Origin of the sequence: Brevundimonas pondensis (assembly GCF_017487345.1) — a bacterium.
GTDB classification, from domain to species: Bacteria; Pseudomonadota; Alphaproteobacteria; order Caulobacterales; family Caulobacteraceae; genus Brevundimonas; species Brevundimonas pondensis.
Genome location: NZ_CP062006.1, coordinates 1,985,594 through 2,010,060 on the forward strand (window position 1 = coordinate 1,985,594; position 24,467 = coordinate 2,010,060).

At 66.2% G+C, this 24,467-nt stretch carries 25 protein-coding genes and 1 tRNA gene; 11 read left to right on the forward strand and 15 right to left on the reverse strand.

All coding sequences use genetic code 11. The annotated features are described in order from the left end of the window. Positions 1–155: 155 nt before the first annotated feature. Complete coding sequence (gene clpX / locus IFE19_RS09910; RefSeq protein WP_207821894.1) at positions 156–1,424, reverse strand: ATP-dependent Clp protease ATP-binding subunit ClpX; 1,269 nt, start codon at positions 1,422–1,424, stop codon at positions 156–158. A gap of 193 nt (positions 1,425–1,617) precedes the next feature. Between clpX and IFE19_RS09915 the strand changes: the two genes are divergently transcribed. Then, a complete protein-coding gene (locus tag IFE19_RS09915) occupies positions 1,618–2,265 on the forward strand; it encodes an HAD-IB family hydrolase (RefSeq protein WP_207821896.1) in 648 nt (215 codons plus the stop codon). Between the two features lie 17 nt (positions 2,266–2,282). On the opposite strand, the gene IFE19_RS09920 is transcribed toward IFE19_RS09915, so the two are convergent. From IFE19_RS09920 to tig, 3 genes are all read right to left on the reverse strand, one after another. Continuing rightward, positions 2,283–2,603 carry a hypothetical protein gene (locus IFE19_RS09920; RefSeq protein ID WP_207821898.1) on the reverse strand — a complete coding sequence of 107 codons (321 nt, stop codon included), beginning with the start codon at positions 2,601–2,603 and terminating at the stop codon, positions 2,283–2,285. 90 nt (positions 2,604–2,693) lie between these two features. Then, on the reverse strand, positions 2,694–3,335 hold the full coding sequence (locus tag IFE19_RS09925) for an ATP-dependent Clp protease proteolytic subunit (RefSeq protein ID WP_003165321.1): 642 nt from the start codon (positions 3,333–3,335) through the stop codon (positions 2,694–2,696). Between the two features lie 164 nt (positions 3,336–3,499). Further along, entirely contained in the window at positions 3,500–4,843 is a 1,344-nt protein-coding gene (gene tig / locus IFE19_RS09930; RefSeq protein ID WP_207821900.1) for a trigger factor, read from the reverse strand. Between the two features lie 171 nt (positions 4,844–5,014). On the opposite strand from tig, the gene IFE19_RS09935 reads away from it, so the two are divergent. Next, positions 5,015–5,716, forward strand: coding sequence for an MBL fold metallo-hydrolase (locus tag IFE19_RS09935; RefSeq protein WP_225910233.1), 702 nt, complete (start codon positions 5,015–5,017; stop codon positions 5,714–5,716). 1 nt (position 5,717) lies between these two features. On the opposite strand, the gene IFE19_RS09940 is transcribed toward IFE19_RS09935, so the two are convergent. Continuing rightward, positions 5,718–5,993: a hypothetical protein gene (locus IFE19_RS09940; RefSeq protein WP_207821902.1), complete on the reverse strand. Its 276-nt coding sequence runs from the start codon at positions 5,991–5,993 to the stop codon at positions 5,718–5,720. Between the two features lie 219 nt (positions 5,994–6,212). On the opposite strand from IFE19_RS09940, the gene IFE19_RS09945 reads away from it, so the two are divergent. Further along, entirely contained in the window at positions 6,213–6,440 is a 228-nt protein-coding gene (locus IFE19_RS09945; protein ID WP_207821904.1) for a con-10 family general stress protein, read from the forward strand. A 64-nt stretch (positions 6,441–6,504) separates the two neighbouring features. Here the strand turns inward: IFE19_RS09945 and egtB are convergent, their stop codons facing one another. Next, entirely contained in the window at positions 6,505–8,652 is a 2,148-nt protein-coding gene (egtB, locus tag IFE19_RS09950) for an ergothioneine biosynthesis protein EgtB (protein WP_207821905.1), read from the reverse strand. Between the two features lie 160 nt (positions 8,653–8,812). Between egtB and IFE19_RS09955 the strand changes: the two genes are divergently transcribed. Together IFE19_RS09955 and IFE19_RS09960 are read left to right on the forward strand one after the other, a co-directional pair. Further along, the gene (locus IFE19_RS09955) at positions 8,813–9,415 is read left to right on the forward strand and encodes a sigma-70 family RNA polymerase sigma factor (protein WP_207821907.1); all 603 of its coding nucleotides are present in this window, start codon (positions 8,813–8,815) and stop codon (positions 9,413–9,415) included. 58 nt (positions 9,416–9,473) lie between these two features. Next, entirely contained in the window at positions 9,474–9,710 is a 237-nt protein-coding gene (locus tag IFE19_RS09960; RefSeq protein ID WP_207821909.1) for a hypothetical protein, read from the forward strand. Between the two features lie 69 nt (positions 9,711–9,779). On the opposite strand, the gene IFE19_RS09965 is transcribed toward IFE19_RS09960, so the two are convergent. The 6 genes from IFE19_RS09965 to IFE19_RS09990 all read right to left on the reverse strand — a co-directional run bounded on the left by IFE19_RS09965 (position 9,780) and on the right by IFE19_RS09990 (position 15,905). Then, positions 9,780–10,988, reverse strand: a complete 1,209-nt coding sequence (locus IFE19_RS09965; protein WP_207821911.1) for an acyl-CoA dehydrogenase family protein — start codon at positions 10,986–10,988, stop codon at positions 9,780–9,782. Between the two features lie 105 nt (positions 10,989–11,093). Beyond that, entirely contained in the window at positions 11,094–11,396 is a 303-nt protein-coding gene (locus IFE19_RS09970; protein WP_207821912.1) for an SCP2 sterol-binding domain-containing protein, read from the reverse strand. 117 nt (positions 11,397–11,513) lie between these two features. Continuing rightward, positions 11,514–12,194, reverse strand: a complete 681-nt coding sequence (locus tag IFE19_RS09975; protein WP_207821914.1) for a TorF family putative porin — start codon at positions 12,192–12,194, stop codon at positions 11,514–11,516. A gap of 144 nt (positions 12,195–12,338) precedes the next feature. Continuing rightward, positions 12,339–13,736 (reverse strand): ammonium transporter, encoded by a 1,398-nt coding sequence (locus IFE19_RS09980; protein ID WP_207821916.1) that lies wholly within the window; start codon positions 13,734–13,736, stop codon positions 12,339–12,341. A 212-nt stretch (positions 13,737–13,948) separates the two neighbouring features. Continuing rightward, entirely contained in the window at positions 13,949–14,725 is a 777-nt protein-coding gene (locus IFE19_RS09985) for a hypothetical protein (protein WP_207821917.1), read from the reverse strand. Continuing rightward, positions 14,715–15,905 (reverse strand): glycosyltransferase, encoded by a 1,191-nt coding sequence (locus IFE19_RS09990; protein ID WP_207821919.1) that lies wholly within the window; start codon positions 15,903–15,905, stop codon positions 14,715–14,717. The genes IFE19_RS09985 and IFE19_RS09990 overlap by 11 nt, the downstream gene beginning before the upstream one ends. 187 nt (positions 15,906–16,092) lie before the next feature. Here IFE19_RS09990 and IFE19_RS09995 point away from each other — a divergent pair, with 187 nt between their 5' ends. After that, positions 16,093–16,293, forward strand: coding sequence for a hypothetical protein (locus IFE19_RS09995; protein ID WP_207821921.1), 201 nt, complete (start codon positions 16,093–16,095; stop codon positions 16,291–16,293). Between the two features lie 22 nt (positions 16,294–16,315). On the opposite strand, the gene IFE19_RS10000 is transcribed toward IFE19_RS09995, so the two are convergent. After that, positions 16,316–16,407, reverse strand: a tRNA-Ser gene (locus tag IFE19_RS10000). 137 nt (positions 16,408–16,544) lie between these two features. On the opposite strand from IFE19_RS10000, the gene IFE19_RS10005 reads away from it, so the two are divergent. From IFE19_RS10005 to IFE19_RS10025, 5 genes are read left to right on the forward strand one after another with little or no spacing between them, the layout of a single operon-like run. Then, positions 16,545–18,104 (forward strand): exopolysaccharide biosynthesis polyprenyl glycosylphosphotransferase, encoded by a 1,560-nt coding sequence (locus tag IFE19_RS10005; RefSeq protein ID WP_207821924.1) that lies wholly within the window; start codon positions 16,545–16,547, stop codon positions 18,102–18,104. After that, positions 18,104–19,555: an oligosaccharide flippase family protein gene (locus tag IFE19_RS10010; RefSeq protein WP_207821925.1), complete on the forward strand. Its 1,452-nt coding sequence runs from the start codon at positions 18,104–18,106 to the stop codon at positions 19,553–19,555. Before IFE19_RS10005 ends, IFE19_RS10010 begins: the two co-directional genes overlap by 1 nt. Beyond that, positions 19,552–20,493: a glycosyltransferase family 2 protein gene (locus IFE19_RS10015; protein WP_207821927.1), complete on the forward strand. Its 942-nt coding sequence runs from the start codon at positions 19,552–19,554 to the stop codon at positions 20,491–20,493. The genes IFE19_RS10010 and IFE19_RS10015 overlap by 4 nt, the downstream gene beginning before the upstream one ends. Next, on the forward strand, positions 20,490–21,233 hold the full coding sequence (locus IFE19_RS10020) for a polysaccharide deacetylase family protein (RefSeq protein WP_207821930.1): 744 nt from the start codon (positions 20,490–20,492) through the stop codon (positions 21,231–21,233). Before IFE19_RS10015 ends, IFE19_RS10020 begins: the two co-directional genes overlap by 4 nt. Beyond that, positions 21,230–22,174 carry a glycosyltransferase family 2 protein gene (locus tag IFE19_RS10025; RefSeq protein ID WP_207821932.1) on the forward strand — a complete coding sequence of 315 codons (945 nt, stop codon included), beginning with the start codon at positions 21,230–21,232 and terminating at the stop codon, positions 22,172–22,174. The genes IFE19_RS10020 and IFE19_RS10025 overlap by 4 nt, the downstream gene beginning before the upstream one ends. Here IFE19_RS10025 and IFE19_RS10030 read toward each other — a convergent pair. Together IFE19_RS10030 and IFE19_RS10035 are read right to left on the reverse strand one after the other, a co-directional pair. Further along, complete coding sequence (locus IFE19_RS10030) at positions 22,171–22,872, reverse strand: P-loop NTPase family protein (protein ID WP_207821934.1); 702 nt, start codon at positions 22,870–22,872, stop codon at positions 22,171–22,173. The genes IFE19_RS10025 and IFE19_RS10030 overlap by 4 nt on opposite strands. Before the next feature lie 64 nt (positions 22,873–22,936). Then, positions 22,937–24,382: a GumC family protein gene (locus IFE19_RS10035; protein ID WP_225910234.1), complete on the reverse strand. Its 1,446-nt coding sequence runs from the start codon at positions 24,380–24,382 to the stop codon at positions 22,937–22,939. Positions 24,383–24,467: the final 85 nt, after the last annotated feature.

The window sequence follows — 24,467 nt, forward strand, 5'->3', positions numbered from 1 at the left end:
CGATCCTGGAAACCAAGGCGGTCGGATCGTGCTTGCGCGGCGCTGTCGCGGCCATTTATCGCCGCCACCCCCTGTGGCGCCGTTTCATCAGGGGACGAAGCGAAAGGGGCGGCCCGTCGCCGGACCGCCCCCTGCGTCTGTGACTGGCGTCAGCCTCAGGCCGCGCCGTCGGCCTTCTTCTTGGAGGCTTCCGAGTAGATCAGCAGCGGCTGAGCGCGGCCCTCGATCACCTCGGCGTTGACCACGACTTCTTCGACGCCCTCGAAGGTCGGCAGTTCGAACATGGTCTCCAGCAGGATGCCTTCCAGGATGGAACGCAGGCCGCGGGCACCGGTCTTGCGGGTGATCGCCTTCTTGGCCACCGCCGACAGGGCGTCGTCGGTGAAAGTCAGCGTCACGTTCTCCATCTCGAACAGGCGCTTGTACTGCTTGACCAGGGCGTTCTTCGGCTCGGTCAGGATCTTGATCAGCGCCGTCTCGTCCAGGTCTTCCAGCGTCGCCAGAACCGGCAGACGGCCGATGAACTCAGGGATCAGGCCGAAGCGCATCAGGTCGTCAGGCTCCACCTGCTTCAGAATCTCGCCGGTGCGACGTTCGTCGATCTCCTTGACCTTGGCGCCGAAGCCGATCGAGGCTCCCTCGCCGCGCGCCGAGATCACCTTCTCCAGGCCAGCGAAGGCGCCGCCGACGATGAACAGGATGTTGGCGGTGTCGACCTGCAGGAACTCCTGCTGCGGATGCTTGCGGCCGCCTTGCGGAGGCACGGAGGCGACGGTGCCTTCCATGATCTTCAGCAGGGCCTGCTGCACGCCTTCGCCCGACACGTCGCGGGTGATCGACGGGTTGTCCGACTTGCGCGAGATCTTGTCGATTTCGTCGATGTAGACAATGCCGCGCTGAGCCCGCTCGACGTTGTAGTCCGAGGCCTGGAGCAGCTTCAGGATGATGTTCTCGACATCTTCACCCACGTAACCGGCTTCGGTCAGGGTCGTGGCGTCGGCCATGGTGAAGGGCACGTCGATGATGCGCGCCAGCGTCTGGGCCAGCAGCGTCTTGCCCGAGCCGGTCGGCCCGATCAGCATGATGTTCGACTTGGCCAGCTCGACGTCGTTGTTCTTCGTCGCGTGGTTCAGGCGCTTGTAGTGGTTGTGGACGGCGACGCTCAGCACCTTCTTGGCGTGGCTCTGGCCGATCACATAGTCGTCCAGGACGTCGCGGATCTCCTTCGGAGTCGGCACGCCGTCCTTGGTCGTCTTGAAGGCGATCTTGTGCTCTTCGCGGATGATATCCATGCACAGTTCGACGCATTCATCGCAGATGAACACCGTCGGTCCTGCAATCAGCTTGCGGACTTCGTGCTGGCTCTTGCCGCAGAACGAGCAATAGAGCGTGCTTTTGGCGTCTGTGCCGGCGGCTTTGGTCATAGACCCTTCTCACTCCCGCGATCCGGCCCGACATGGGACGAAAGGCGCTTACCTCGTCATTGATCCGTGAATCTATGCACGAAGGTCTTCAAAAAAAGACAATCACCCATCACACGTTCCGCCACAACCCTGTTGCGACACGACAAAGCGCGAACAGGGACGGACAGGACAGTTTCTATGGGGATCACGGCTAATGTCTGACATGGGCGCCGCACAATCGTTTCGCCAGTCCCCCGCCGGGGACCGCCCGATCGTCGCCTTCGACTTCGACGGCACCCTGACGATTCGCGACAGCTTCACCGCCTTCCTCCGCTGGCGGGCCGGCCCGGCGGGCTGGGCCATCGGGCTGGCCAAGATGACGCCGGCCCTGGCCGCCTACATCGGCGACCGCGACCGGGGACGGATCAAGGCCGCATCGGTGCGGGAGTTCCTGCACGGCGTGGAGCGTCAGACGCTGGAGGCCGAGGCCGAGCGTTACGCCGATCAGGTCTGGGACCGCTTCATGCGCCCCGACGCCCTCGCCTGCTGGAAAGCCTGGGGCGAGAAAGGCGCTCACCGCGTCATCGTCACCGCCTCTCCGGAAACGACCGTCGCTCCGTTTGCTCGTCGCCTCGGCGCCGAGGGACTGCTGGGCACCCAGTTGGTGTTCGACGCCCAGGACCGCGTCACCGGCGCCTTCGCGGGCGAAAACTGTCGGGGCGAGGAAAAAGTCCGTCGCCTGCGCGCCGCCTATGGCGAGGACATGAAGCTGACCGCCGCCTATGGCGACACCTCAGGCGACACCGAAATGATCGCCGTCGCCGCTGAAAAAGGCTTCCGCGTCTTCACCGGTCATCCGTGAGGAAACGACGCCAGCCGTCAGTGACCGTCGGCGTCCACGTCAAAAACCATGGCCCGACCACGCGAGGTCGGGTTCCAACCCGCCTCCGTCGCCGAGACCACGGCGTTGCGCACCGCATCGACGTTGACTCGCTGCTTCTCTACGTCCGGCCGGCCATTGGGACGCAACGGCGGCGGGAACTGGATGATGGCCTCACGCTTGAAGTCGACCAGACGCAGGGTGACGGCCATGCCCTCCCACTCCCCGCCTGACTTGGGCTGAGGCTGGCGACGGATCTCCCACTCATAGATGTCGCCGTCGACTTCGACGGCGCCTTTGGAATCGCGCGTGTACTGCATGAAGGCCTGATAGCACGGGCCTCGAAACGATTCGAGGCGGAGCCTGTCGCCAGACCCCGCCTCGTTGATCTCGGAACCTAACGGCTAGGCTCAGGGAGCCTTCACGCCGTCGTCGTCGGCCTGGGTGCGCTTGTCGTAGACGTGGTCGACGATGCCCCAAGCCTTGGCTTCTTCGGCCGTCATGAAGTGGTCGCGGTCCAGGGTGCGCTCGACTTCCTCATAGGTCCGGCCCGTGTGCTGGACGTAGATCTCGTTCAGGCGACGCTTGGTGGCGATGATGTCCTCGGCGTGGCGCTCGATGTCCGAAGCCGTGCCGCGGAAGCCGCCCGAGGGCTGGTGCACCATGACGCGCGCGTTCGGCAGGGCGATGCGCTGGCCGGCTTCACCGGCGGTCAGGATCAGCGAGCCGGCCGAGGCGGCCATGCCCATGACCACGGTCGAGACCGGCGACTTGATGTATTGCATGGTGTCGTAGATCGCGAGCGCCGAGGTCACCTGACCGCCGGGGCTGTTGATGTACATGCTGATCTCCTTCTTCGGGTTTTCCGATTCCAGGAACAGCAGTTGGGCGCAGATCAGCGAGGCCATGCCGTCCTCGAACGGGCCGGTCAGGAAGATGATCCGCTCGCGCAGCAGGCGCGAAAAGATGTCGAACGACCGTTCGCCGCGGCTGGATTGCTCCACCACCATCGGCACCAGGTTGTTGGAGATGTAGTCGATCGGATCGCGCATGAAGGCCTTCTCGAGTGCTGGGGCGGACGACTCACCGTTCGCTCGCCGGTCCCCTTTGATATCGCGTCCATAGGGCCTCGGCGCAAGGCGAAGCCGGACAGCAAAATCCCCGCCCCGGAAATCCGGGACGGGGATCGCAAGATCTCTGGTTGAAAAAGCGGGGCTTACGCCTCCTCTTCTTCCTTCAGCAGCTCTTCCTTCGAGATCGGCGTGTCGGTGACGTCGGCGACGCCGACGATCAGGTCGACGACCTTCTCTTCATAGATGGGCGCACGCAGCTGGGCGGCGGCGTTCGGGTTCTGGCGGTAGAAGTCCAGGACCATCTTTTCCTGACCCGGATAGTTGCGGGCTTCGGCCATGATGGCGCCCGACAGTTCCTGGTCCGTCACGCCGACGTTGTTGGCGCGGCCGATTTCAGCCAGGACCAGACCCAGGCGCACGCGGCGCTCGGCGATCTTCTTGTACTCGGCCTTCAGCTCGTCTTCCGACTTCTTGGCGTCCTCTTCCGGCAGACGGCCGGCGTCCTTGTCAGCCGACACCTGGGCCCAGATGCCTTCGAACTCGGCGTCCACCATCTTCGGCGGCAGGGCGAAGTCGTGGGCTGCGTCCAGCTGGTCCAGCAGGGCGCGCTTCAGCTTGAAACGGGCGGCGCCGGCGTATTGCTGGTCCAGATTGGCCTTCAGCAGCTCTTTCAGCTTGTCCAGCGACTCCAGGCCGATGCGGGTGGCGAACTCGTCGTCGATCTTGGCTTCGGCTTCGGCCTTGATGGCCTTGACCTTGATGTCGAACGTGGCGGCTTTGCCGGCCAGGTTCTTGGCCTGGTATTCTTCCGGGAAGGTCACTTCGATGGTCTTCTCTTCGCCGACCTTGGCGCCCTTCAGCTGCTCTTCGAAGCCCGGGATGAAGCGGTTGGAGCCGATCACCAGGTCGGCGTCCTCGGCCGAACCGCCTTCGAACACTTCGCCGTCCAGCTTGCCGACGAAGTCGATGGTCAGTTGGTCGCCTTCGGCGGCCTTCACGGTCTTGCCCTTCTTGTCCTCATAGGACTTGGCCTGCGAGGCCAGTTCCTTCAGAGCTTCGTCCAGATCTTCGTCCGAAGCGGTGTAGGTCGGGCGCTCCAGCTTCAGGGTCTTGGGATCGACCGGGGTGAAGTCAGGCATGACTTCCAGCGACATTTCATAGGCCAGGTCTTCCTGACCGGCGATGACCTTGTCCATGTCCGAGATCAGCTTCATCTCGGCCGGGGCGGCCGGGCGCAACTTGGCGTCGTCCAGGGCCTTTTGGCTGGTTTCGTTCAGCGAGGCGTTGATGATTTCGCCCATGAAGTCACGGCCGAAGGTCTTCTTGACGTGCGCGGCCGGCACCTTGCCCGGACGGAAGCCCTTGAGCTTCATCTGCGGCGCGACTTCCTTGATGCGCGCTTCGAGCTTTTCGTTCAGCTCGGCGACGGGGATGGTCACCGCGATCACGCGGCTGAGGCCTTCGTTCGACTTTTCGACGACTTGCATGGTCGGGATTCTGACGCTCTGTGGCGACGCCGAACGGCGCGCGCGGTGGATAAAGCAATAGGGCCGCCCTTTTGGAGCGGCGCCTCGAAGCCCGCCCTTATGTCGAGAAGGGGCCGAAAGGTCAACGCGCGCGGGTTCCTTTGCCGCCATCCCCTCGCTATCTGAAGGCTCATGAGCCAGCCCGCCTCCCCCATCGGCGTCTTCATCACGCCCGTCACGCCCCTGCAGCAGAACTGCACCACCGTCTGGTGCACGAAGACGAACAAGGCCGCCGTCATTGATCCCGGCGGGTCGGTGGATGCGATTCTGAGCGAGATCACGCGGCGCGGCCTGACGCTGGACGCCATCTGGATCACCCATGGCCACCTCGACCACGCCGGCGCCGCCGCCGAGATGCAGGAAAAGACCGGCGTCGACATCATCGGCCCCCACGTCGAGGACCAGTTCTGGATCGACCTGATTCCCACCCAGGGTCAGAAGTACGGCCTGCCCGACGTGCGCAGCTTCACCCCGACGCGCTTCCTGAACGACGGCGACGTTCTGACGCTGGGCGAGACGACCTGGGAGGTCGTCCACTGCCCGGGCCACACGCCCGGCCATGTCGTCTTCTTCAACCGCGAGGCGCGCTTCGCCCAGGTCGGCGATGTCCTGTTCCAGGGTTCGATCGGCCGGACGGACTTCCCCCGCAGCGACCACGGCGCCCTACTGCACGCCATCACGCAGAAGCTGTGGCCGCTCGGCGACGACGTGACCTTCGTGCCCGGCCACGGCCCGCACTCAACCTTCGGCGCCGAGCGGCGGACCAATCCCTATGTCTCGGATCAGGCCATGTCGCGCGCGCCCATCGCCCGCCCGGCGACCGGACCCTCCTGATCTAGCGCGCGGCCAGCAGGCCGATGATCACGCCGATCCCGAGCGCATAGAGGGACGCCCGCAGCGGCTCGTCACGGATCGCATCGCGCGCCCTTTTGACACGCCGGTCGGCCCAGGCCCGCGCCTCGGCAGCGTCTTCGCGAACCGCTTCGTGGATCGGGCGCGGCGACGCGCCCTTGGCGATGATGGCGTCGGCCGCCTCTTCCAGCCGTCGGGTCGCGGTCGAGGCGCCGTTGATGATCTCTTCCGGCAATGGGGATGTGCGGGGTTCCGCCATGAGGGGTCTCTTCGGGTGATGAGGGGTCGTTTTTCAACCCGCCGGTCCGAAGCTGGTTCCTGACCCGACCGGCCCTTCAAGCCAACGGCGGACGCCCTGGCGATTTCCGCTCCACGACTGACCGTCCACAGAACAAGGAAATCGCTCTTGTTCGGAACCGCATCGACGGCGCCGGGTTCTTTCCGGCAAGCGCCACCGTCTTTGAAAGGAACAGCCGAAATGGCCGAAGGTCAGCCCACCCGCGGCTCGGGTGTTTCCAAGCGAGGCTTCGCCTCGATGGACCCCGAACGTCAACGCGAGATCGCCCGCAAGGGCGGCGCCAGCGTTCCCAGCGAGAAACGCAGCTTCTCCCAGGATCGCAGCCTGGCCGCCCAGGCCGGCCGCAAGGGCGGAGAGGCCTCGCACGGATCGCGCAACAAGACCGACGAAGCCCCGCCAAAGGGTTAACCCGGTCCACCGATCAGGAGGCGGCGCAGTCGGAACTGCGCCGCCTCTCATTCATTTCGCCCTGTCAGGCGACCAGCAGGGCCAGGGCGACAGACGGAGCCTCGCCGATCTCGAACGCCGCCAGGCGCCATCCGGCGGCTTCAGCCATGGCCTTGACCGAAACCTCATCGAACTTGCGCGAGCTTTCGGTGTGGATCGTTTCGCCCTCGCCAAGATGGAAGGCCAGCTTGTCCAGGTGCACGGTCATCGACCGGGTCGCACGCAGGTGCATTTCGATCCGTGATTGCTCAGCGTTCCATACTGCGGCATGCGCAAAAGCCTCGGGCGTGAAATCCATGCCCAGCTCGCGATTGGCGCGCGCCAGAAGATTGCGATTGAACGCAGCCGTCACGCCCTGGGCGTCGTCATAGGCGGCGACGAGCGCCTCGGGCGACTTCACCAGATCGACGCCGAGGATGAACAGACTGCCCTTCCCCAGCACCTCGCGCGAAGACCGCAGCAGAGCCACCGCCGCCTCCGGCGTCAGATTGCCGATGGTCGAACCGGGAAAGAAGCCGATCCGGCGCCCCTGCCCAGCCTCGGCGGAAGGCGGCGCCAGGTGCTCGAAATCGCCAACCACGGGCAACACCTTCAGCCCTGGATAGTCGGCCCGGATACGCTTCGCCGCCGCCTGTAGGGCGGTGGAACTGATGTCGATGGGGACGTAGGCCGCCAGGTTCGAGGTCGCATTGAGAACAATCCGCGTCTTCTCGCTGGCGCCTGAGCCCAGTTCCACCAGCACCGCGCCGGGTCCGAACCGTTTCGCCCATTCTGGCGCCACACGTCGCAGCAGGGCCGCCTCCTGCCGGGTGGGATAGTATTCCGGGAGGCGGGTGATCTCTTCGAACAGGCGAGACCCCTCGGCGTCATAGAACCACTTGGGAGACAGGGTTCTGGGGCGATGCGACAGGCCTTCAATCATCTCCCGGCGAAAGGCGTCACGCGCCTCGGCATCGGCGGCCTGCGCCCCGTCAGCAGCCAGCCTGACGCCGGCGAACATCCAGCGCTGATGCGGATAATAGAAGTTGCGATAGCTGGACCGCGCATGCCCCTCGGGCGTGGCGAAGGCCCCGCCGCGCAGGACCATCTGATTGGCCATGAACTTGCCGTTGTATTCCGCCGCCGTCCCCTCGGTCGGGCGGAACCCCGGATAGGGCGCATAGGCGCTGGCGGTCCACTGCCAGACCTCGCCCGTCAGGTTGGAGAAGGCCGCCGGATCCGCCCGCGCCGCCTGCTCCCATTCCGCCTCGGTCGGCAGCCGCCGGCCCGACCAGCGCGCAAAGGCGTCAGCCTCATAGAAGCTGACGTGCCGAACCGGCGCGGCGGGATCGACGGGGCGGCGTCCGGCCAGGGTCATGACGCTCCATCCCGCCGCCTCTTCACGCCAGTAAAGCGGCGCGCTCCACCCCTCGGCCTTCACCCGCGCCCAGCCGTCCGACAGCCAGAACTCGACCCGCCGATAGCCGCCGTCGTCGATGAACGCGATCCAGTCCTCGCTGGTGACCAGATCCGCCGACAGCGAAAAAGGCTCCAGCCAGACCTTGTGAGCCGGACGCTCGTTGTCAAAGGCGAAGCCTTCCTGCCCGGCGCCGATCTCACACAAGCCGCCCTGAAAGGAGACCCAACCGCCCTGGCCGCTATCCACCGCCTCGTCGCGCGGCTCTACGTCATAGGCCGCCGGGTCAAGCGGAGAACACGCCATCAGGTTCAGCAAGTCCATCAGGAACAGTTCCTGATGCTGCTGCTCATGGTGCAGTCCCAGTTCGAACAGATACCGCGCCAGATCGTCGTCCAGCCCCTGCGCCAGCCGCGCCTCCATCCGGCGGTCAATCTCATCGCGATAGGCCATGACCTCATCCAGCGACGGACGGGTCATCAGACCGCGTTCCCCACGTGCGATCCGCTCGCCCAGCGCTTCATAGTAGGAGTTGAACAGGCGCCCGAACCGATCATCCACCGGCGTGTAGCCCGCCTGTTTCGACAGGATCATCGCCTCGAAAAACCAAGAGACATGCGCCAGGTGCCATTTGCCAGGGCTGGCGTCCGGCATCGACTGTGCGGTCAGGTCCTCAGCCAGAAGAGTGGCTGCAAGCCTGGGCAGCCGCGCACGTATCCGCCGATAGGCCGCTATCTCGCCGTCGTTTCTGCGAGAAACACGGACGGTTGAATTCATCCTGCCAGCCTCGTGATGCGCATCGTCGCCACTTCAAGTGGAATGCCCGCTGCTCGCGGCAGTTCCGATGGATCGCGACCTCTCCTGCGGAACGGTCCCGACGAGGCGACGTTCCTGCCGGACGGTCCACATTCGGACCCCGCTTCAGGATACCCGTTGCATGGCCCATGTTCGCGCGCCTGACGGGCCACAGGACAATGGCCCGCCCAGTCGAGGCTCCCGCCCCGTCAGCATCATTGAGGCCGGAGACTGGCGTGACGCCATGGCCGCCTTCCTGCCCTCGCTTCGCGCCTTCGCCTTCTCTCTGTCCAGAAACGCAGCCGACGCCGACGACCTGGTGCAAGAAACCCTTACCAAGGCCTGGGCGCATCGCGAGCGCTTCGAGCCGGGCAGCAACCTGCGAGCCTGGCTTTTCACCATCCTGCGCAACAGCTGGTACACCGGGGCGGCCAAGCGCCGTCGTGAAATCGCGGATGAAGAGGGCCACTACGCCGCCCGTCTCATCGCTGAGGCCAGCCAGGAATGGACAGCAGAACTGACCTCGCTGCAAACAGCCCTGGGCGCCCTGCCGCCCGAGCACCGCGAAGCCATCGTCCTGGTCGGAGCAGCCGGCCTCTCCTACCAGGAAGCCGCCGACATTTCCGGCTGCGCCGTGGGCACAATCAAAAGTCGCGTCAACCGCGCACGCCACCGCCTGGCCTTGTTGCTCGACATGGAACCCCCTGTCGAAGCTGACCAAAATGTAATCCGCGAAGACAGCTAGGCCGAAGGAACGAGGCTCGGTTTTTCTGGTTCACCTCCCAGATTTGGGAGAGTCGGTCATGATGAACCCCCTTGAAAACGAAGTCCGCACGCCGTCCGAACAGGACATGTCATCCCCCGCTCCTGTGAGCGAACCACAGGTTAGGAAATCCGGTTTCGCTCACTGGGTCCGCCAACATTTCGGTGCTGAGCCGCCGCACCGGCATAGCGAAAACTTCTTCATCAGCGACGTAGTTGAAGGCGGCATCGGCTCACATCACCGCCAGCAGGTCTATCGCCAGGACAAGAAACACTGAGCCTGTACAACGGTCACACACGGCATTGAGAGGGGGGGGGCGAGGCGATCCGCCAAGCCCCCCGCCTCATCAGCGTCGCAGCCCCTCGCCCTTGGCGTATTCCAGCCGCGCGATAGTGCGGTTATGCACCTCGTCCGGGCCGTCGGCGATGCGCAGGGTGCGAACCGTGGCGTAGAGTTCGGCCAGAGGCGTGTCGCCCGACACGCCCGCCCCGCCGAAGGCCTGGATGGCGTCGTCGATGACCTTCAGCGCCATGCGGGGCGCGGCGACCTTGATCTGGGCGATCTCGGACTTGGCGTTCTTGGCTCCGACCTCGTCCATCATCCAGGCGGCCTTCAGCACCAGCAGGCGGCACATCTCGATATTGGTGCGCGCCTCGGCCACGCGCTGCTCCCACACCGAATGTTCGGCGATGGCCTTACGGAAAGCGGTGCGCGTCAGCAGCCGCTCGACCATCAGCTCCAGCGCCCTTTCCGCGGCGCCGATCACACGCATGCAGTGGTGGATACGACCCGGGCCAAGCCGCCCCTGAGCAATCTCAAAGCCCCGCCCCTCGCCCGCGATCAGGTTCGAGGCCGGCACGCGGACATTCTCCAGCACCACCTCGGCATGGCCGATCGGCGCCTCGTCATAGCCAAAGACCGACAGCATCCGCTCGACGCGGAAGCCAGGAGTGTCCACCGGCACGATGATCTGGCTCTGCTGCTGGTGGGTTGCGGCGTCCGGGTCGGTCTTGCCCATGACGATGGTCATGGCGACATTGGGGTGGGCCATGTTGGTCGACCACCACTTGCGGCCGTTGATCACATAGTGGTCGCCGTCGCGGACGATGCTGGTCTGGATGTTGGTGGCGTCCGACGACGCCACCTCGGGCTCTGTCATCAGGAAGGCCGAACGGATCTCGCCCGCCATCAGCGGCTTCAGCCAGCGCTCCTGCTGCGCGGTGTCGCCGTACATGTGCAGGACTTCCATATTGCCGGTGTCCGGGGCGTTGCAGTTGAACACCTCGGCCGACCACAGCCGCCGCCCCATCAGTTCGGCTAGGGGGGCGTATTCCAGATTGCTCAGCCCCGCGCCGTGGTCGCCCGGCAGGAACATGTTCCACAGCCCGGCCTCCTTCGCCCTGACCTTCAGCGCCTCCATGACGGGAGCCTGGACCCTCGGGTCGGCGTGGACCTGGGCGCGGTATTCCGCTTCGGCCGGAACGACATGCCTGTCGATGAAGTCCGACAAACGCTCGCGCCACATCACGCCGCGTTCGGAAGGGGCGAAATCCATGATCGTGTCCTCAGCTTCTTGGCCGCGCTTCTGCGAGCGCCGATAGCAAAACGGCGCGACCCCGAGGGAGCCGCGCCGTCCTTGTTCTGGTGTCTCAGAAACGCATCAGCGCTTCAGCAGAGGCGCCAGTTTCTGGGCGATCATCATGTCGCCGGCGATCTTCAGCTTGCCCTGCATGAAGGCCATCATCGGGTCCAGCTTGCCTTCCGACAGGGCGACAAAGTCGTCCCACTTCATCGAAACGGTGGCGTCGGCCGGCTTGTCGTCGTTGGTCACCGAGTTCGGCACCGAGGCGCCGTCGATGAAGATCTTGCCGACGTCGCCCAGGTCCAGCTTGACGGTCTTGCCAAGGCCCGAGTTGTCGCCGACGGCGTTGCGGATGTGGTCAGTGACGGCGTTCAGGTCCATGTACGTCTCTCCCGAGGACAAGAATGAACCTCAGGCGTAGCCCGCTCCGAGGGCGGCGCCAAGATCACGCAAGGGAAGGCGGCGACCGGTCGCGCCGTATCGCCGCCCCGTCGGCCTCTAGAAGCTGGCCTTCAACCCCACCACGAAGCGGTCATCGGTCAGCGGTCCGTCCACGTCCGTGTCATGATACCGGACGTCCACCACCAGGTGATCTGTCAGGGCGTAGGCCACGCCCAGGTTCCAGGTGGCGTAGTCGTCGTTGACATCCAGCGACTGATGACCAATCGCGCCGGACACGCTCCACTTGTCCGTCACGGCATAGGCGGCGTTGGCTTCCAGATAGGTGGTCTGCTCGTCCGCCCCGAAGAAGTTCGGCGAATAATAAACCGCCGCCCCCAGCGTCACCGGACCGATGGCCCGCGAGGCCGCCGCTTTCAGCTCCACATAGTTGTAGTCCGCCGAGCCCGGTTCGTTCACGTAGAGATAGCTCACCACCCCGAGGTCCAGACCATAGCCTCCCAATTCGGTTCGATAGCCGCCGTACAGATCGACTTCGGCGTCCGTGTCGTCTCCGAAATCCACCATGGACGCCCAACCGCCTACATAAAAACCGCTGGCGAAGCTGACATCGACTCCGCCCTGGAGCGCGGGCTCCTCGTCCGTCTGGCTGGCGCCGCGGAAAACATAGTCGCTGACCACGCCGATGTTGAAAGCTACCTCTGGCGCGGTCTGGGCCTGGGCGGCGCCCGCCCCCACGGTCAGCGCCAGCAATGATGCGCAAGCAAGTGCAAGTCTCATGACATATCCCCTCAAAGTCTGATTGATTTTGGTCACGCCTACTCATCCGGCCGCTGGTGGAGCGCAGCCGGGCCTTGGTTCCCTTGACGGGTTCTCTGCGGGAACGGGACACGGCGGGGAGGCGCCGCGTCCCATCCGTCGGCTTCAGACGCCGTCCAGCACTTCGCCGTGCAGGTGAGCGTCCAGACCTTCGGATTCCTGCTCGTCGGTGACGCGCAGGCCCGTGGTGTACTTGCAGATCAGCAGGATGATCAGTGTGCCGACCGCGCTCCACAGGATGGTCCAGACCAGCCCCAGCGCCTGGGCTCCGATGTTGGCCCCTTCGGACAGGCTGTTGATCGCCGTGGAGGCAAAGACGCCGGTCAGCAAGGCGCCGACCAGACCGCCCGCGCCGTGCAGGCCGAAGGCGTCCAGGCTGTCGTCATACCTGAGCAGCTTCTTCAGCCAGACCGACGAGACATAGCAGGCCGGACCGGCGATCAGGCCGATGATGACCGCGCCCTTGGGATCGACAAAGCCCGCCGCCGGGGTGATGGCGACCAGACCCGCAACCACGCCCGACAGAACGCCGATCAGCGACCACTTCTTCTTGTAGACCACCTCGACGAACTTCCAGGCCAGCGAAGCTGCAGCCGCCGCCAGCAGGGTGTTGATCAGGGCTGCGCCCATCAGGCCGTTGGCCGCCCCCGCTGAACCGGCGTTGAAGCCGATCCAGCCGACCAGCAGCAGCGAGGCGCCGATCATGGTCAGAACGGGGTTGTGCGCCGTGATGGGCTCGACGCCGTAGCCCTTCCTCGGCCCGAGGAACAGGGCGCAGACCAGACCCGCCACGCCCGAGTTGACGTGCACCACCGCGCCACCGGCGAAGTCGAGCACGCCCTGCGCCCCCAGGAAGCCGCCGCCCCAGACCCAGTGGGCGATCGGCGCATAGACCACCAGCGACCACAGGGCCGTGAACAGCAGCATGCCCGAGTACTTCAGCCGCTCGGCGAAGGCGCCGGTGATCAGCGCCGGGGTGATGATGGCGAAGGTCAGCTGGAACGACACCCAGAGGAACTCGGGGATGCCCGGCAGCAGGCTGTGGGCCGTGTCCACCGTCACCCCGTTCAGGAACAGGGCGTCCAGGCTGCCGATGTACTGATTGACTCCGGCGTCGCCGTTCGTCCCGAAGGCGATGGTATAGCCGGCGATGAACCAGGTCAGCGACACCACCGCGAAGGCGGCGACCGACTGGGTGATCGTGGCGATCACGTTTTTGCGGCGCACCATGCCGCCGTAGAAGAGCGCCAGACCCGGCAGGGTCATCAACAGGACCAGGGCAGTGGAGGTCCCCAGCCAGGCCGTGCCCGCCGCATCCAGCTCCAGCGGAACCTGATGTGAAAACAGCGCCGGAGCAGGCTCCGACGCTGTTACAGCGGCACTGGCGATGTTGGCGACGGCGGCGGCGTCAGGCGCTGCGAGCGCCGCTCCCACCGCGAACAATCCGCCGGTTAGACAAAGCAGGGCGAGAAGCCCCGGTAAGCTGTTCTTGAACTGCGTCATGCGCGTATCCCCTCATGCGTTTCGCAGTTGCGAAGATTTTATTGCAATTGCGAGACTGACAAGAGCAATTCGTGAGGAATTGAAAAAATATTCGCACACAAGCCGCGAAACAGGCTTCATATGAGTGAAAATTGCAAATTTATGCCAAATTCAGGAAAATACGCTCCTGTCATATACCACCACGGCATAAACCATCCTGCCTCGCGCCGCCGTCAGACGACAGCGGATCTCTCGGGAACGGATGGCAGGCCCCACAGATCGAACAGTCTGGACCGGACCTCCGCCATCAAGGGCTGATAATGGGCTTCGGCCATGATGACGGACCGATAGTCGCCGTCGGCGACCCGCGCACTGCCATAGGCTTCATAGGCCGGCGAGCGCTTGCCTGATCGTTCCGCATCATCCGGGTACAGCCGCTCGACGCCGATATCCAGGCCCTGCTCCCGCACCTGCTCGATCTCCTGCAGCAAGGGCGCATACCGTGCCATGGCCGCCTCTTTGCGCTTCCTTGCGATGCTGTCCAACCAGAGCTCCCGTACCGGCGCGGACAGAGCCTCCCCCGTCGCCGGCGCGGTCAGGCGTCGTACAGACTGACCTTGCGCGGACAGACCCTCAACCACCATCGTCGCAAGACAGCAGGCCGCGTCGTGCATGGGATTATAGCCGTCGCGCGCATCCGAAACGATCAGACCGATCCCCAGCGTCAAGGCCGCGCACGCGATCTTGTCGCCAGCCTCGACGAAGGGCGCGGGGTCGCGGGCCAGAAGCGCGGCATACCAATCGCGATCAGCCATATGACCGAACAGAGGCCCCGTCGTCGCCCCCGCTCGCGCCACACAGTCGCGCGAGTACTCGATCCGCCCCTGCCCCGTTCCGCCAGACCCGTCCGTCAGAACGCAGACCGTGGGGCGCTCAAGTTCAAGCCAATGATGGAGGCGCAGTTCGTGACCTGGATGGCCGATCAACAGCATGGCCCGCTCACCGGTCATCTTGCGCTCCACCCCGGGCGGCAAGAGCGTCGATCTGCTCTCGCAGTTCGACTCCCAGCGCCTCGATCTGTCGCTTCAGCCGAACGCGCTGCTTTTCACCGGCTGCTTCCAGCCTGGCTCCGACCCGGCTGATTTCTTCGTTCCAGTCCGGCGCCCATCGCTTTTCCGTCGCCAATCGCCGCCACGGTCTTTCTGTCGGGGTCGGCAACCAGTCCTCAAGCAAGGCGGCGTTATGAAGCGCCAACTCTGCCGGGCTCGCTGTAACCCCCTCCTTGACGGCGGCCTCGTAAAGCGCGGTCATGTCTTGCACATAGCCCGTCAGATCGGCCGAAACGCGGACCTGTCGCGCCACCTCCCGAGCATCCTCGGGATCATAGTCGTCCAGCGCCGCCGCCATCTCCTGTTCCGTCACGGGCCGGACCAGCATTGCAGCGCCGAGGTTCTGTCGCCGCCATTCCGGCCAACGCGCGCTGGTCAGCATCCCCGCCGCCCCGCGACCGTCCGCGACCACCACGGCGCACCCTATCGCCGCCGCCTCCAGCGCCATGCGTGCAGTGGCGAAGACGACATCAAAGGCCGGAAGGACGTCTTCGATGGCCGCGCTGACCTGTCCTACGCCGGGCCCCATCTCCACGACTTCGACGCCGCGCGCCTTGCAGGCGGCGATCACCGCCTGGCGTTGTTCCTTGGTCTTGGTCAGAAGCAGGGCCCGCTTCGGCCTGGACGGCAGGGGCGGGCGCTCGACGAAGCGCAAAAGATCCACAGGATTATAGACCACGGACAGCCGCGCCGCCGGCGCGCCATCCGCCAGACAGCGCTGGCGGCACAGGGCGTCGACCGCAACATACCGACGAACCTGCGGGTGCAGGATGGGGGCCTCCTGGGCGAATCGCGCGCTGTGGCAGACATGGACGACCGGCGTCTCGGGAAAGGCTGTCATGGCCATCAGGGCGGGGGTCGAATGCTGGGCGTGAATGACGTCCGGACGAAATGGCACACCCGCCAGACGATCCGTGATCACATGCCCCCTCACCCGCATCTTCTCGGCCTGTTCGCCCAGGGCCGGCGCATAGACGACGACGTCGTGGCCGGCGCGTCTCAATCCATCCGCCGCCAGCTCCGCTGCAACTTCCGATCCGCTGAAACGGGCCAGACGCATGTTCGTGATCAGTACCCGCAAGGCCATTCTCCAGCTCGGACGCCCGGGTTAGGCGAAGCCTTCATCGCCAGCAAGCCGATCCTGCGCTCCCGCCGATCCGCCTCAAATGCGCGACATAAGGTCCGGTACGTCCCGCTTTACAGCCTTTTACGACCTGGCGCCGCGCACCCCGCCTAGACTGTCCGGCGATCCGATCCTCGAGGCCGCCATGAATCCCCAGCTTTCGCCCGACGACGCCCATCTGAACCAGTTGTGGCGCGAAACCTTCGGCCAGCCCTTGCCGCTGATCGGCGCACCAGAGATCACCCGCCGCATCCTGCGTCAGAACGGCGTCCCGGACAGCGCGCTCCATCGCCCGGTTACGGACGAGGTCAAACCCGCGCGCGCCCCGAGGGGGTCAACTCAATAGCGCTATAATGCAGGGAAAGTTCTGGCGGAGACGGAGGGATTCGAACCCTCGGTACCCCTTACAGGGTACGACGATTTAGCAAACCGTTGCCTTCAGCCACTCGGCCACGTCTCCGGCAGGCGGCGTGGATAGCGGGTCCTTTGACGGCGCGCAACCGGGGACCTGCAATACAGTCGCGTTAACGCGCCATAGATGGCGAATGTGGAAGGAAATATGAGATAACTCCGCTTCTGGAAGCCGCTCTCACCCCTATGACGTCCGCCGAATCCTTCTTTCCAACGCCCGCAGACGGCGCCGATGTCGAAACGCGACGCGCGCGGGCCAAAGAAGCGCGCCTGCATGATTCGACGTCCGCCGTCGGCAAGGCCCGACGCGGTCCTTTCCGTCCGGAGCTGTGGCTGAACACGCGTCAGCGCGAGGCGGCGCGGCTGCGCGTCTTCTATTTTCGAGGTTTCGACATTGTCGGCGTGTGGATCGCCGCCCTGGCCGCAGGGGCCCTGGCGACGGACGCCCCCCTGTTGTCAGCGCGCGCGACCGATGCCGCGCCCTTCGTGGTCGGCGCCGTGGTTGTTCTGGCCCTGTTGCGCTCGCTTGAGCTCTACCGCTTCGCCAAGGGGCAAGGTCTGCTGCGCCATCTCGTCGCCGTCGCGGGCGTCGTCACGGGCGGCGGCCTCGCCGTCTGCGCCACCGGCGCCATCGTGCATGGCGGCGACGCGCCCTGGAGAGCCTATGGCGGCTGGGCTCTGGCGACCCTCGCGACGCTTGGCGTACTGCACGCTGTCTGGAGCAGCCTGATCGCGAACTGGCGACGCCGCGGAGCCCTGACGCCGAACATCGCCGTAGTCGGCGCCACCCGCCACGCCGAGAACCTCATCCACGAAGCCCTGCAACGTCGCGACCTCAATGTTCTGGGAGTCTTCGATGATCGTCTGGCCCGCTCGCCGTCCAGCGTCCAGGGCGTTCCGGTGCTGGGCGAGGTCGACGCCCTGCTGAACCACCGTCTGACCCCCTATGTCGACCGCATCGTTCTGGCCATTGACCCGCGCGCCGAAGCGCGCGTGCGTGACCTGACCGCGCGTCTGTCCGTGCTGCCGGTGCGCCTGACCCTTCTGGTAGACCCCCGAGCCGTCGAACAGCGTAACGCCGTGCTGGAAGACCTCGCCAGCGCTCCGTTCGCCCCTCTGGACGGGGGGCCGACCCCGGATCGCCGCGCCTTCAACAAGCGCCTCCAGGACATCGTCCTCGGTTCGGTCGGTCTTGCGCTTCTGGCGCCCCTGCTGCTCCTGATCGCCCTGCTCGTCAGGCTCGACAGCCCGGGCCCGGCCCTGTTCCGCCAGCGCCGTCACGGCTTCAACCAGGAAGAGATCGTGGTGTGGAAATTCCGCACCATGCGCCATGAGGCCGCCGACGCCACCGCCAGCCGCCAAGTTACGGCCGACGACGATCGCGTCACGCGCATCGGTCGTTTCCTGCGCGCCAGCAGCCTGGACGAACTGCCGCAGCTGCTAAACGTCCTGCGCGGCGAAATGTCTCTGGTCGGCCCGCGTCCCCATGCCATCGGCATGAAGACCGGGGAGACTGAATCCGCGCGCCTGGTCGCCGACTACGCCCATCGCCACCGCATCAAGCCGGGCATGACCGGTTGGGCCGCCATCAAGGGGTCACGCGGCCCCATGCACACGGCGGCCGAGGTTCGTCGTCGCGTTCAACTGGACATCGACTACATCGAGCGCCAGTCCTTCTGGCTGGACCTCAGGGTCATCCTCATCACCATTCCTGTGTTGCTCGGCGACCGGATGTCGGTACGCTGATGTTCTGGCGCGGCGTACTGGGCTATCTGCCCGCCAATATCCTGCAGGGCGTGATCGGTTTTCTGACGATCATCGTCTTCACCCGTCTTCTCAGCGCCGAGGATTACGGGCGTTACGCCCTGGCCCTGTCCGTCATGACTTTGGCCCATGTGGCGACCTTCAGCTGGCTGGAGGCCGCCATGGCGCGCTTCTGGGCGGCCCAGCGCGAAGGCGCCGACATGGCCAGCCACTTCGCCAGCCTGTATCGCACCGCCTTCATCGTCACGGCCGCTTTCCTGCCCGTGGTCGGCCTGGCGGTCTGGCTGTGGCCCATGCCGGACGCCTTCCGCTTTCCTCTGGCCGTCGCCCTGATCGGCATCCCGGTGCGCTGCTTCGCCAAGCTGGCGCAAGAGCGCTATCGCGCGGCGGGCGAGGTTCGCAAGGCGGCCACCCTCGACATCTGGAACGGCGTCGCCGGTTTCATTGTCGGGGCCGTGTTCGCCCTGGCCGGCGCGGGCGGCGCATCGCCGCTGGCGGGTCTGCTGATCGCGCCGCTGATGGCCATGCCCTTCTTCCTGCCAGGCGAATTGCGCGAAGCGCGGCAAGGCGTGGTGGATGTCCAACGGCTCAAGACCTATGCCGTCTACGGCTATCCGATCGCCGCCTCCCTGGGTCTGGCGGTGGTTCTGGCCTCGACCGACCGATTCCTGCTGGCCCTCTTCCTCGATGAGGCGGCGGTCGGCGCCTACCACGCAGGTTACAGCATCGCGAACCGGACCCTGGACGTGCTGTTCATCTGGCTCGGCACGGCGGGCACGCCAGCCCTGGTCATGGCCCTGGAACGCGGCGGACGCGATCAGCTGACCGCCGCCGCCCGCGAGCAGGCCTCGACCCTGGTCCTGATCGGCCTGCCCGCCGCCGTCGGCGTGGCCCTGGTGGCCCGCCCGTTGTCGGAGTTCATGATCGGCGAGAACCTGCGCGAGGCCGCCATCCTGGTCACCCCCTGGATCGCCCTGTCGGCCTTCCTGTCCGGCGTAACCGTCTATTATTTCCACCAGGCCTTCACCCTGGGCCGCCGCACCGGATGGCTGCTGCTGGCCATGAGCGTTCCAGCCCTGACCAATGTGGCGCTGAATCTCCTGCTGATCCCCCGCTTCGGGGTTCTGGGCGCCGCCTGGGCCACCGCCGCCAGCTTCGCGGTCGGCTTGATCGCATCCATGTCCATCGGCCGCCGCATCCTGCCCTTGCCTGTTCCCTGGAACGCCCTCGTCCGCTGCAGTCTGGCGGCAGGCGTCATGGCCGTCGTCGTCTGGGTCCTGCCCCCTATCGGCGGTTTTACGGAGCTGATGCTGGACGCCTCGGTCGGCGCGGCCGTCTATGGCGCCTGCGCCTGGGGCCTGAACGCCGGCGGCGTCCGCGACCTCGCCCGCCGCCTGGTCGGCGCCATGCGCGCGCGGAGGGCGACCGCATGACCAGCAACGCCGCCCAGCTGCACGACAACTCCGCCTGGACCAGGGCCCAGCCCGCCCTGTCGGTACTGATCCCCTTCCTGCGCGACGATCCCGCGAGCCTGCTGACCCTCCTCGACCGCGAAGGCGCCGCCCTGAACGGCCAGGTCGAGCTGGTCCTGCTGGACGACGGCACGGCCGATATGGCCCTGACCGCCCGTCTCACGGCCCAGATCGACGCCCTGGCCCTGCCGGCCCGCCTTATCACCCTGGCCGCCAACGAGGGCCGTTCCATCGGCCGCAACCGCCTGGCCTCGGTCGCGCGCGGGGCCAGCCTGCTGTTCCTCGACAGCGACATGCGGCCCGACCACGACCACTTCCTGCAGACCTGGGCGCGGCTGACGGGCGAACAGGCGCCGGCCGTGGCTTTCGGCGGCTTCTCCTTGTTGCAAGCCCCCGACGACGCCCGCTTCGCCGTGCATCGCCAGATGGCCGCGCGTTCGGACTGCCTGTCCCATGACCAGCGCGCCCTGCAGCCCGAGAAGCATGTCTTCACGTCCAATCTTCTGGTCCGCCGCGACGTCTTCGACGCCGAGGCCTTCGACCCCGGCTTCTCCGGCTGGGGCTGGGAGGACGTGGAATGGGCCATGCGCGTCTCGCGCCGCTTCGAGGTCGTGCATCTGGACAACCCGGCCACCCACATGGGCCTGGACACGGTCGAGACCCTGGCCGCCAAGTACGAACAGTCGGCGCCCAACTTCGCGCGCGTCGTCGCCCGCCATCCTGACTTCGTGGCCGCCTACCCGAGCTATCGCGTGGCGAAGGCCCTGAAGGCCGTGCCGGGCCTGAAGGGGATCCGCCCCCTGTTCAAGCGGGCCGCACGCCTCTCCGCCCTGCCGGTCCCCCTGCGCGCCTTCAGTCTGCGGCTCTACCGCGCCGCCCTCTATGCGGAGGCGATATGATACAACCCTACACGCCAGACGTCAGTCTCAAGGGTAAGCTGCGTCGTCGCTTCGCTCGCCTGACGCATCGCCGCCCGGTGCGCCTGAACCTGACCCGTCCGACCATCAGCTTCACCTTCGACGACATCCCCGCCAACGCCGGACAAGCCGGAGCTTCGGCGCTGGAAGCCCAAGGAGCACGCGGGACCTTCTACGTCTGCGCCGGCCTGTTCGGACAGGAGGGCCACATGGGACGCTTCGCCGACGCGAGCGAGATCAGCGACCTGATCCGTCGCGGACACGAGGTCGCTGGCCATACCTTCAATCACCTGGACTGCCACCGTACGCCCGAGGCGGATCTGACCTTTGACCTGGACGCCAACGATGCGGCCCTGCGCGGACTGGGCGCCGCCCCCATCCACTTCGCCTACCCCTATGGTGAGGTCTCGCCGCGCGCCAAGGCCCTGCTGGCCGGGCGCTACAGTTCACTGCGCGGCGTGCACAAGGCTCTGGTTCACGACGGCGACGACCTCAACCAGCTGCCGGGCGTCGGCATCGAAGGCCCCGACGGCGAAGGCGTCGCCCGCCGCTGGATCAACCGCGCCGCAGCCGAGAACGCGTGGCTGATCCTCTACACCCACGACGTGCGCGAAGCTCACTCGTCCTGGGGCTGCACGCCCGACGCCCTGTCGCGTCTGATCACCCACGCCCAGGACGCCGGCTGCGATGTCCGCACCGTCGGCGAGGTGCTGGCTGCATGAGCGATGTCGCCGTCATCGTGCCGACCCTGCGCCGGCCCGAGAGCTTGGAACGCGCCTTGCGCTCCCTGTTCAGCCAGACCGGAGTCGCCGACCGCCTGCGCGAGATCGTCGTCATCGACAACGACCCCCAGGCCAGTTCACGGGAGACCGTGGATCGCCTGCGTCCCGCCGCGCCCGTGCCCCTGATCTGGCGCCACGCTCCCCGCCCCGGCGTCGCCACCGCCCGCAACGAAGGTCTGGCTGCCACCGACGCCCCGTTAATCGCCTTCCTCGACGATGACGAAGCCGCCTCGCCCGGCTGGCTGGCGGCCTTGCTGGCGGGACAGGCCATGACCGGCGCCGACGCCGTCTTCGGGCCCATCCGCGGGCGAGTGCCCGACGGAACCGGCTGGAGCACGCCCTATCTGGAACGCTTCTTCGGCCGCGAAGGCCCGGTACAGTCACAACTGATCGACCACCCCTATGGCTGCGGCAACGCCCTGCTGGTGCGCGCAACCGCCTTGCCCGGCGCCGCGCCCTTCAACACCTCGGCGGACCAATCAGGCGGCGAGGATGACGCCCTGTTCGCGGCCCTGGCCGCGCGCGGCGGCCGCTTCGGCTGGTCCGCAGACGCCTGGGTCGATGAGTTCGCCCCGCCGCATCGCGCCAACCTGCGCTATGCCCTGACCCGCGCCTTCGCCTATGGCCAGGGGCCCAGTCAGACCGCCGCCGCAGCCCGCAACTGGCCCGCCGTCGCGCGCTGGATGGTGATCGGCGCGGCGCAAACGGCGGTCTGGACCCTCGCCGCCCTGCCACTGCTCCTGTCTCGCGATCCGCGACGCGCGCAGGTGCTGGACCGCGCAGCGCGTGGCCTTGGAAAACTGTGCTGGATGAAGGGCTTCGAGCCACACTTCTACGGTGTGCGCGAACTGGCGCGGCTGGAGCGTCAGAAACCGGCCTAGCCGACCAGCCGCTTCAGCATGAGCGGCGGGCTCCAGGTCGAACGGTTCATCACCACCCCGGCGATCCGCCCGCCGACGGCGTCGATCTCGTCGCGCAAGGCCACCGGTTCGCTGGCCTCCGTCGTCTCGGCCGCAACCACCAGGATGGTGGCGTCAACAAAGGGAGCCAGAGTGATGGCCATGTCACTGCGGTCGGCGGCGGGCGTGTCGATCACCACCGTATCAGCGTGGGCGCGCAGGGCGGTCCAGTAACGCGCCTCGCCCAGAGGCTCGACCCTCTGACCAGCCCGCAGCAACTCCGTATGGAAACGGGTGACGAACAGCCGTCCGCCCAGGCAAGCCCGAGCTGTAATCAGGCGCGCCGGCTTGACCGGCAGCCCGTCGCGCCCGCGCATCGGCGGCGTCACGGCGTAGAAAGCTGATCCGTCGGGCGAAGCCTTCACCGGCGCCGCCAGCCGCCCGAACCGTTCGGGTTCCGACGCGATCACGTCCATCTGGCCCTGCTGGCTCAGATCGCCGTCCACCAGCCAGACCGGCTTGCGCGCCCGCACGGCGGCCAGGCGGGCGTATTCACGCGCCACGGTCGAAACCCCGTCGCCGGTCGTGGCCGAGGCGAACTGGATGACGCGGCCGCGATGAGCCGACGCTGGTCCCAGCGCCGCCCACAGTCCCGCCATTTCCGTCGTCAGATCGACCATCGAATCGGTTACGCGCCCGCCGTTTGAAGCACTAGCCTAGCATGGACTTCGTCCACCGAGAGGTTCAGGCGCCCTTCATCGGCGCCACGGCCAGAACCGGCATCTGCAGGGTGCGGCTGGCCGTCGACGGCAGCGAGAACCCGCGCCTCAGGAAAACCCTCAGCAGGCCCACGCAAAGGGCCGTAAAGGCAGCGAACAGGAAGGCCGCGATCATCAGCGGCGCCTTCAGGCTCTTGCCCTTGGACGGGGGCTGGGCGCGCTCGATCACCGTGACATTGTCGGCGCCCGCCTTGACCAGTTCGTTGTCGGCGCGGCTTTGCGTTTCGCGCTGCTGAAACTCACGGATCGACGCCGTCAGAACCTCGCGGTTGCCCGCCAGGGTGGCGTTGCGCGATTCCAGCTCGGTCAGACGGGCCTGACGCGCCCGAAGGTCCGTCACCTGGCGATCCAGCACCGCCAGGCGCGCCGCCAGAGCGTCGCGCTCGGCCTGGGCGTTGATCCGCGTCGTCTCCAGCTCGACCCAGACCGGGTTCGGCCCGGTGCGGACCTCCTTGGCGCCGACCGCCGTGCCGGTGCCGACGTAGGCCTGAAGCTGGGCGATACGGGCCTCGATCTCGCGCACCGGCTGGGCGTCGGGCTGATAGCGGCTCAACAGATCCTCACGCTGGGTGCGCAGTTGAAGGATCTGATCCTGCGCCGAAATGTTCAGGTCCTGCTGCAAGGCGATCTCGACCGGGGTGCGGCCTTGCTGACCCGCCAGGGTCATCAGTCGCTGCGCCGCCTGGTTCAGTTGCGCCTGGACCGCCATCCGCTCGGCGAAGATCGATTGATAGGTGGCCGCCAGGGTGGCCTTGGCCGTGGCGAAGTCGCCGATATCGTTCGTGCGCAGGAACTCTTCATACGCCTGATCCGCCGTGGCCAGTTCATCCTCGAACGCACGACGCTGGGTCTGGATAGCCGGCGTGGCCTTGTCCTGGAAGACTTCGCGACGATAGGTCAGATACTGGTCGATGACCGTGTTCAGAACCCGCGCCGACAAAGCCGCGTCATCGCTTTCATAACGAAGGCCGATCACTGGGCTCAGCGGCGTTACAACCACCTCCAAGCCCCCGCTGACAGCACGGACGGCGTCTTCTTCCTGCTTGGCGGGGCTGGCGGTCGACGGCTTGCCGTCCTGGAAACTCTCGACGCCCATGGCGCGGACCACGCGGCGCTTGACCTCCATGCTGTTCAGGATCGCCCCTTCCGACTGGGCCACTTCGGCGGCCGTCGGCGGCGAGGACCGGTCGGTCACCCCGACCCGCGGTTGATAGACATATTCCTGGCCCACGCCGACAAACAGGCTGGCCCCGGCGGTATAGGTCTTCTTCAGGGTCAGGACCGCCGCTGCGCCGAGGGCGAACAGGACCACGAAGACCAGAACCATGACCAGAAGCTCGCGGAACAGCAAGGCCACGACGTCGAGGACGCCGTAACGCGGACGGGCTGCTGCACGAGACGCCATACGCATGGGCCGAGGAAATCCGTTGCTGGTCGTTTTCACCTTCACCTTTGGCCCAGGCGCGTTAACCGTGCGTTACCCATAAGGGTCCAGC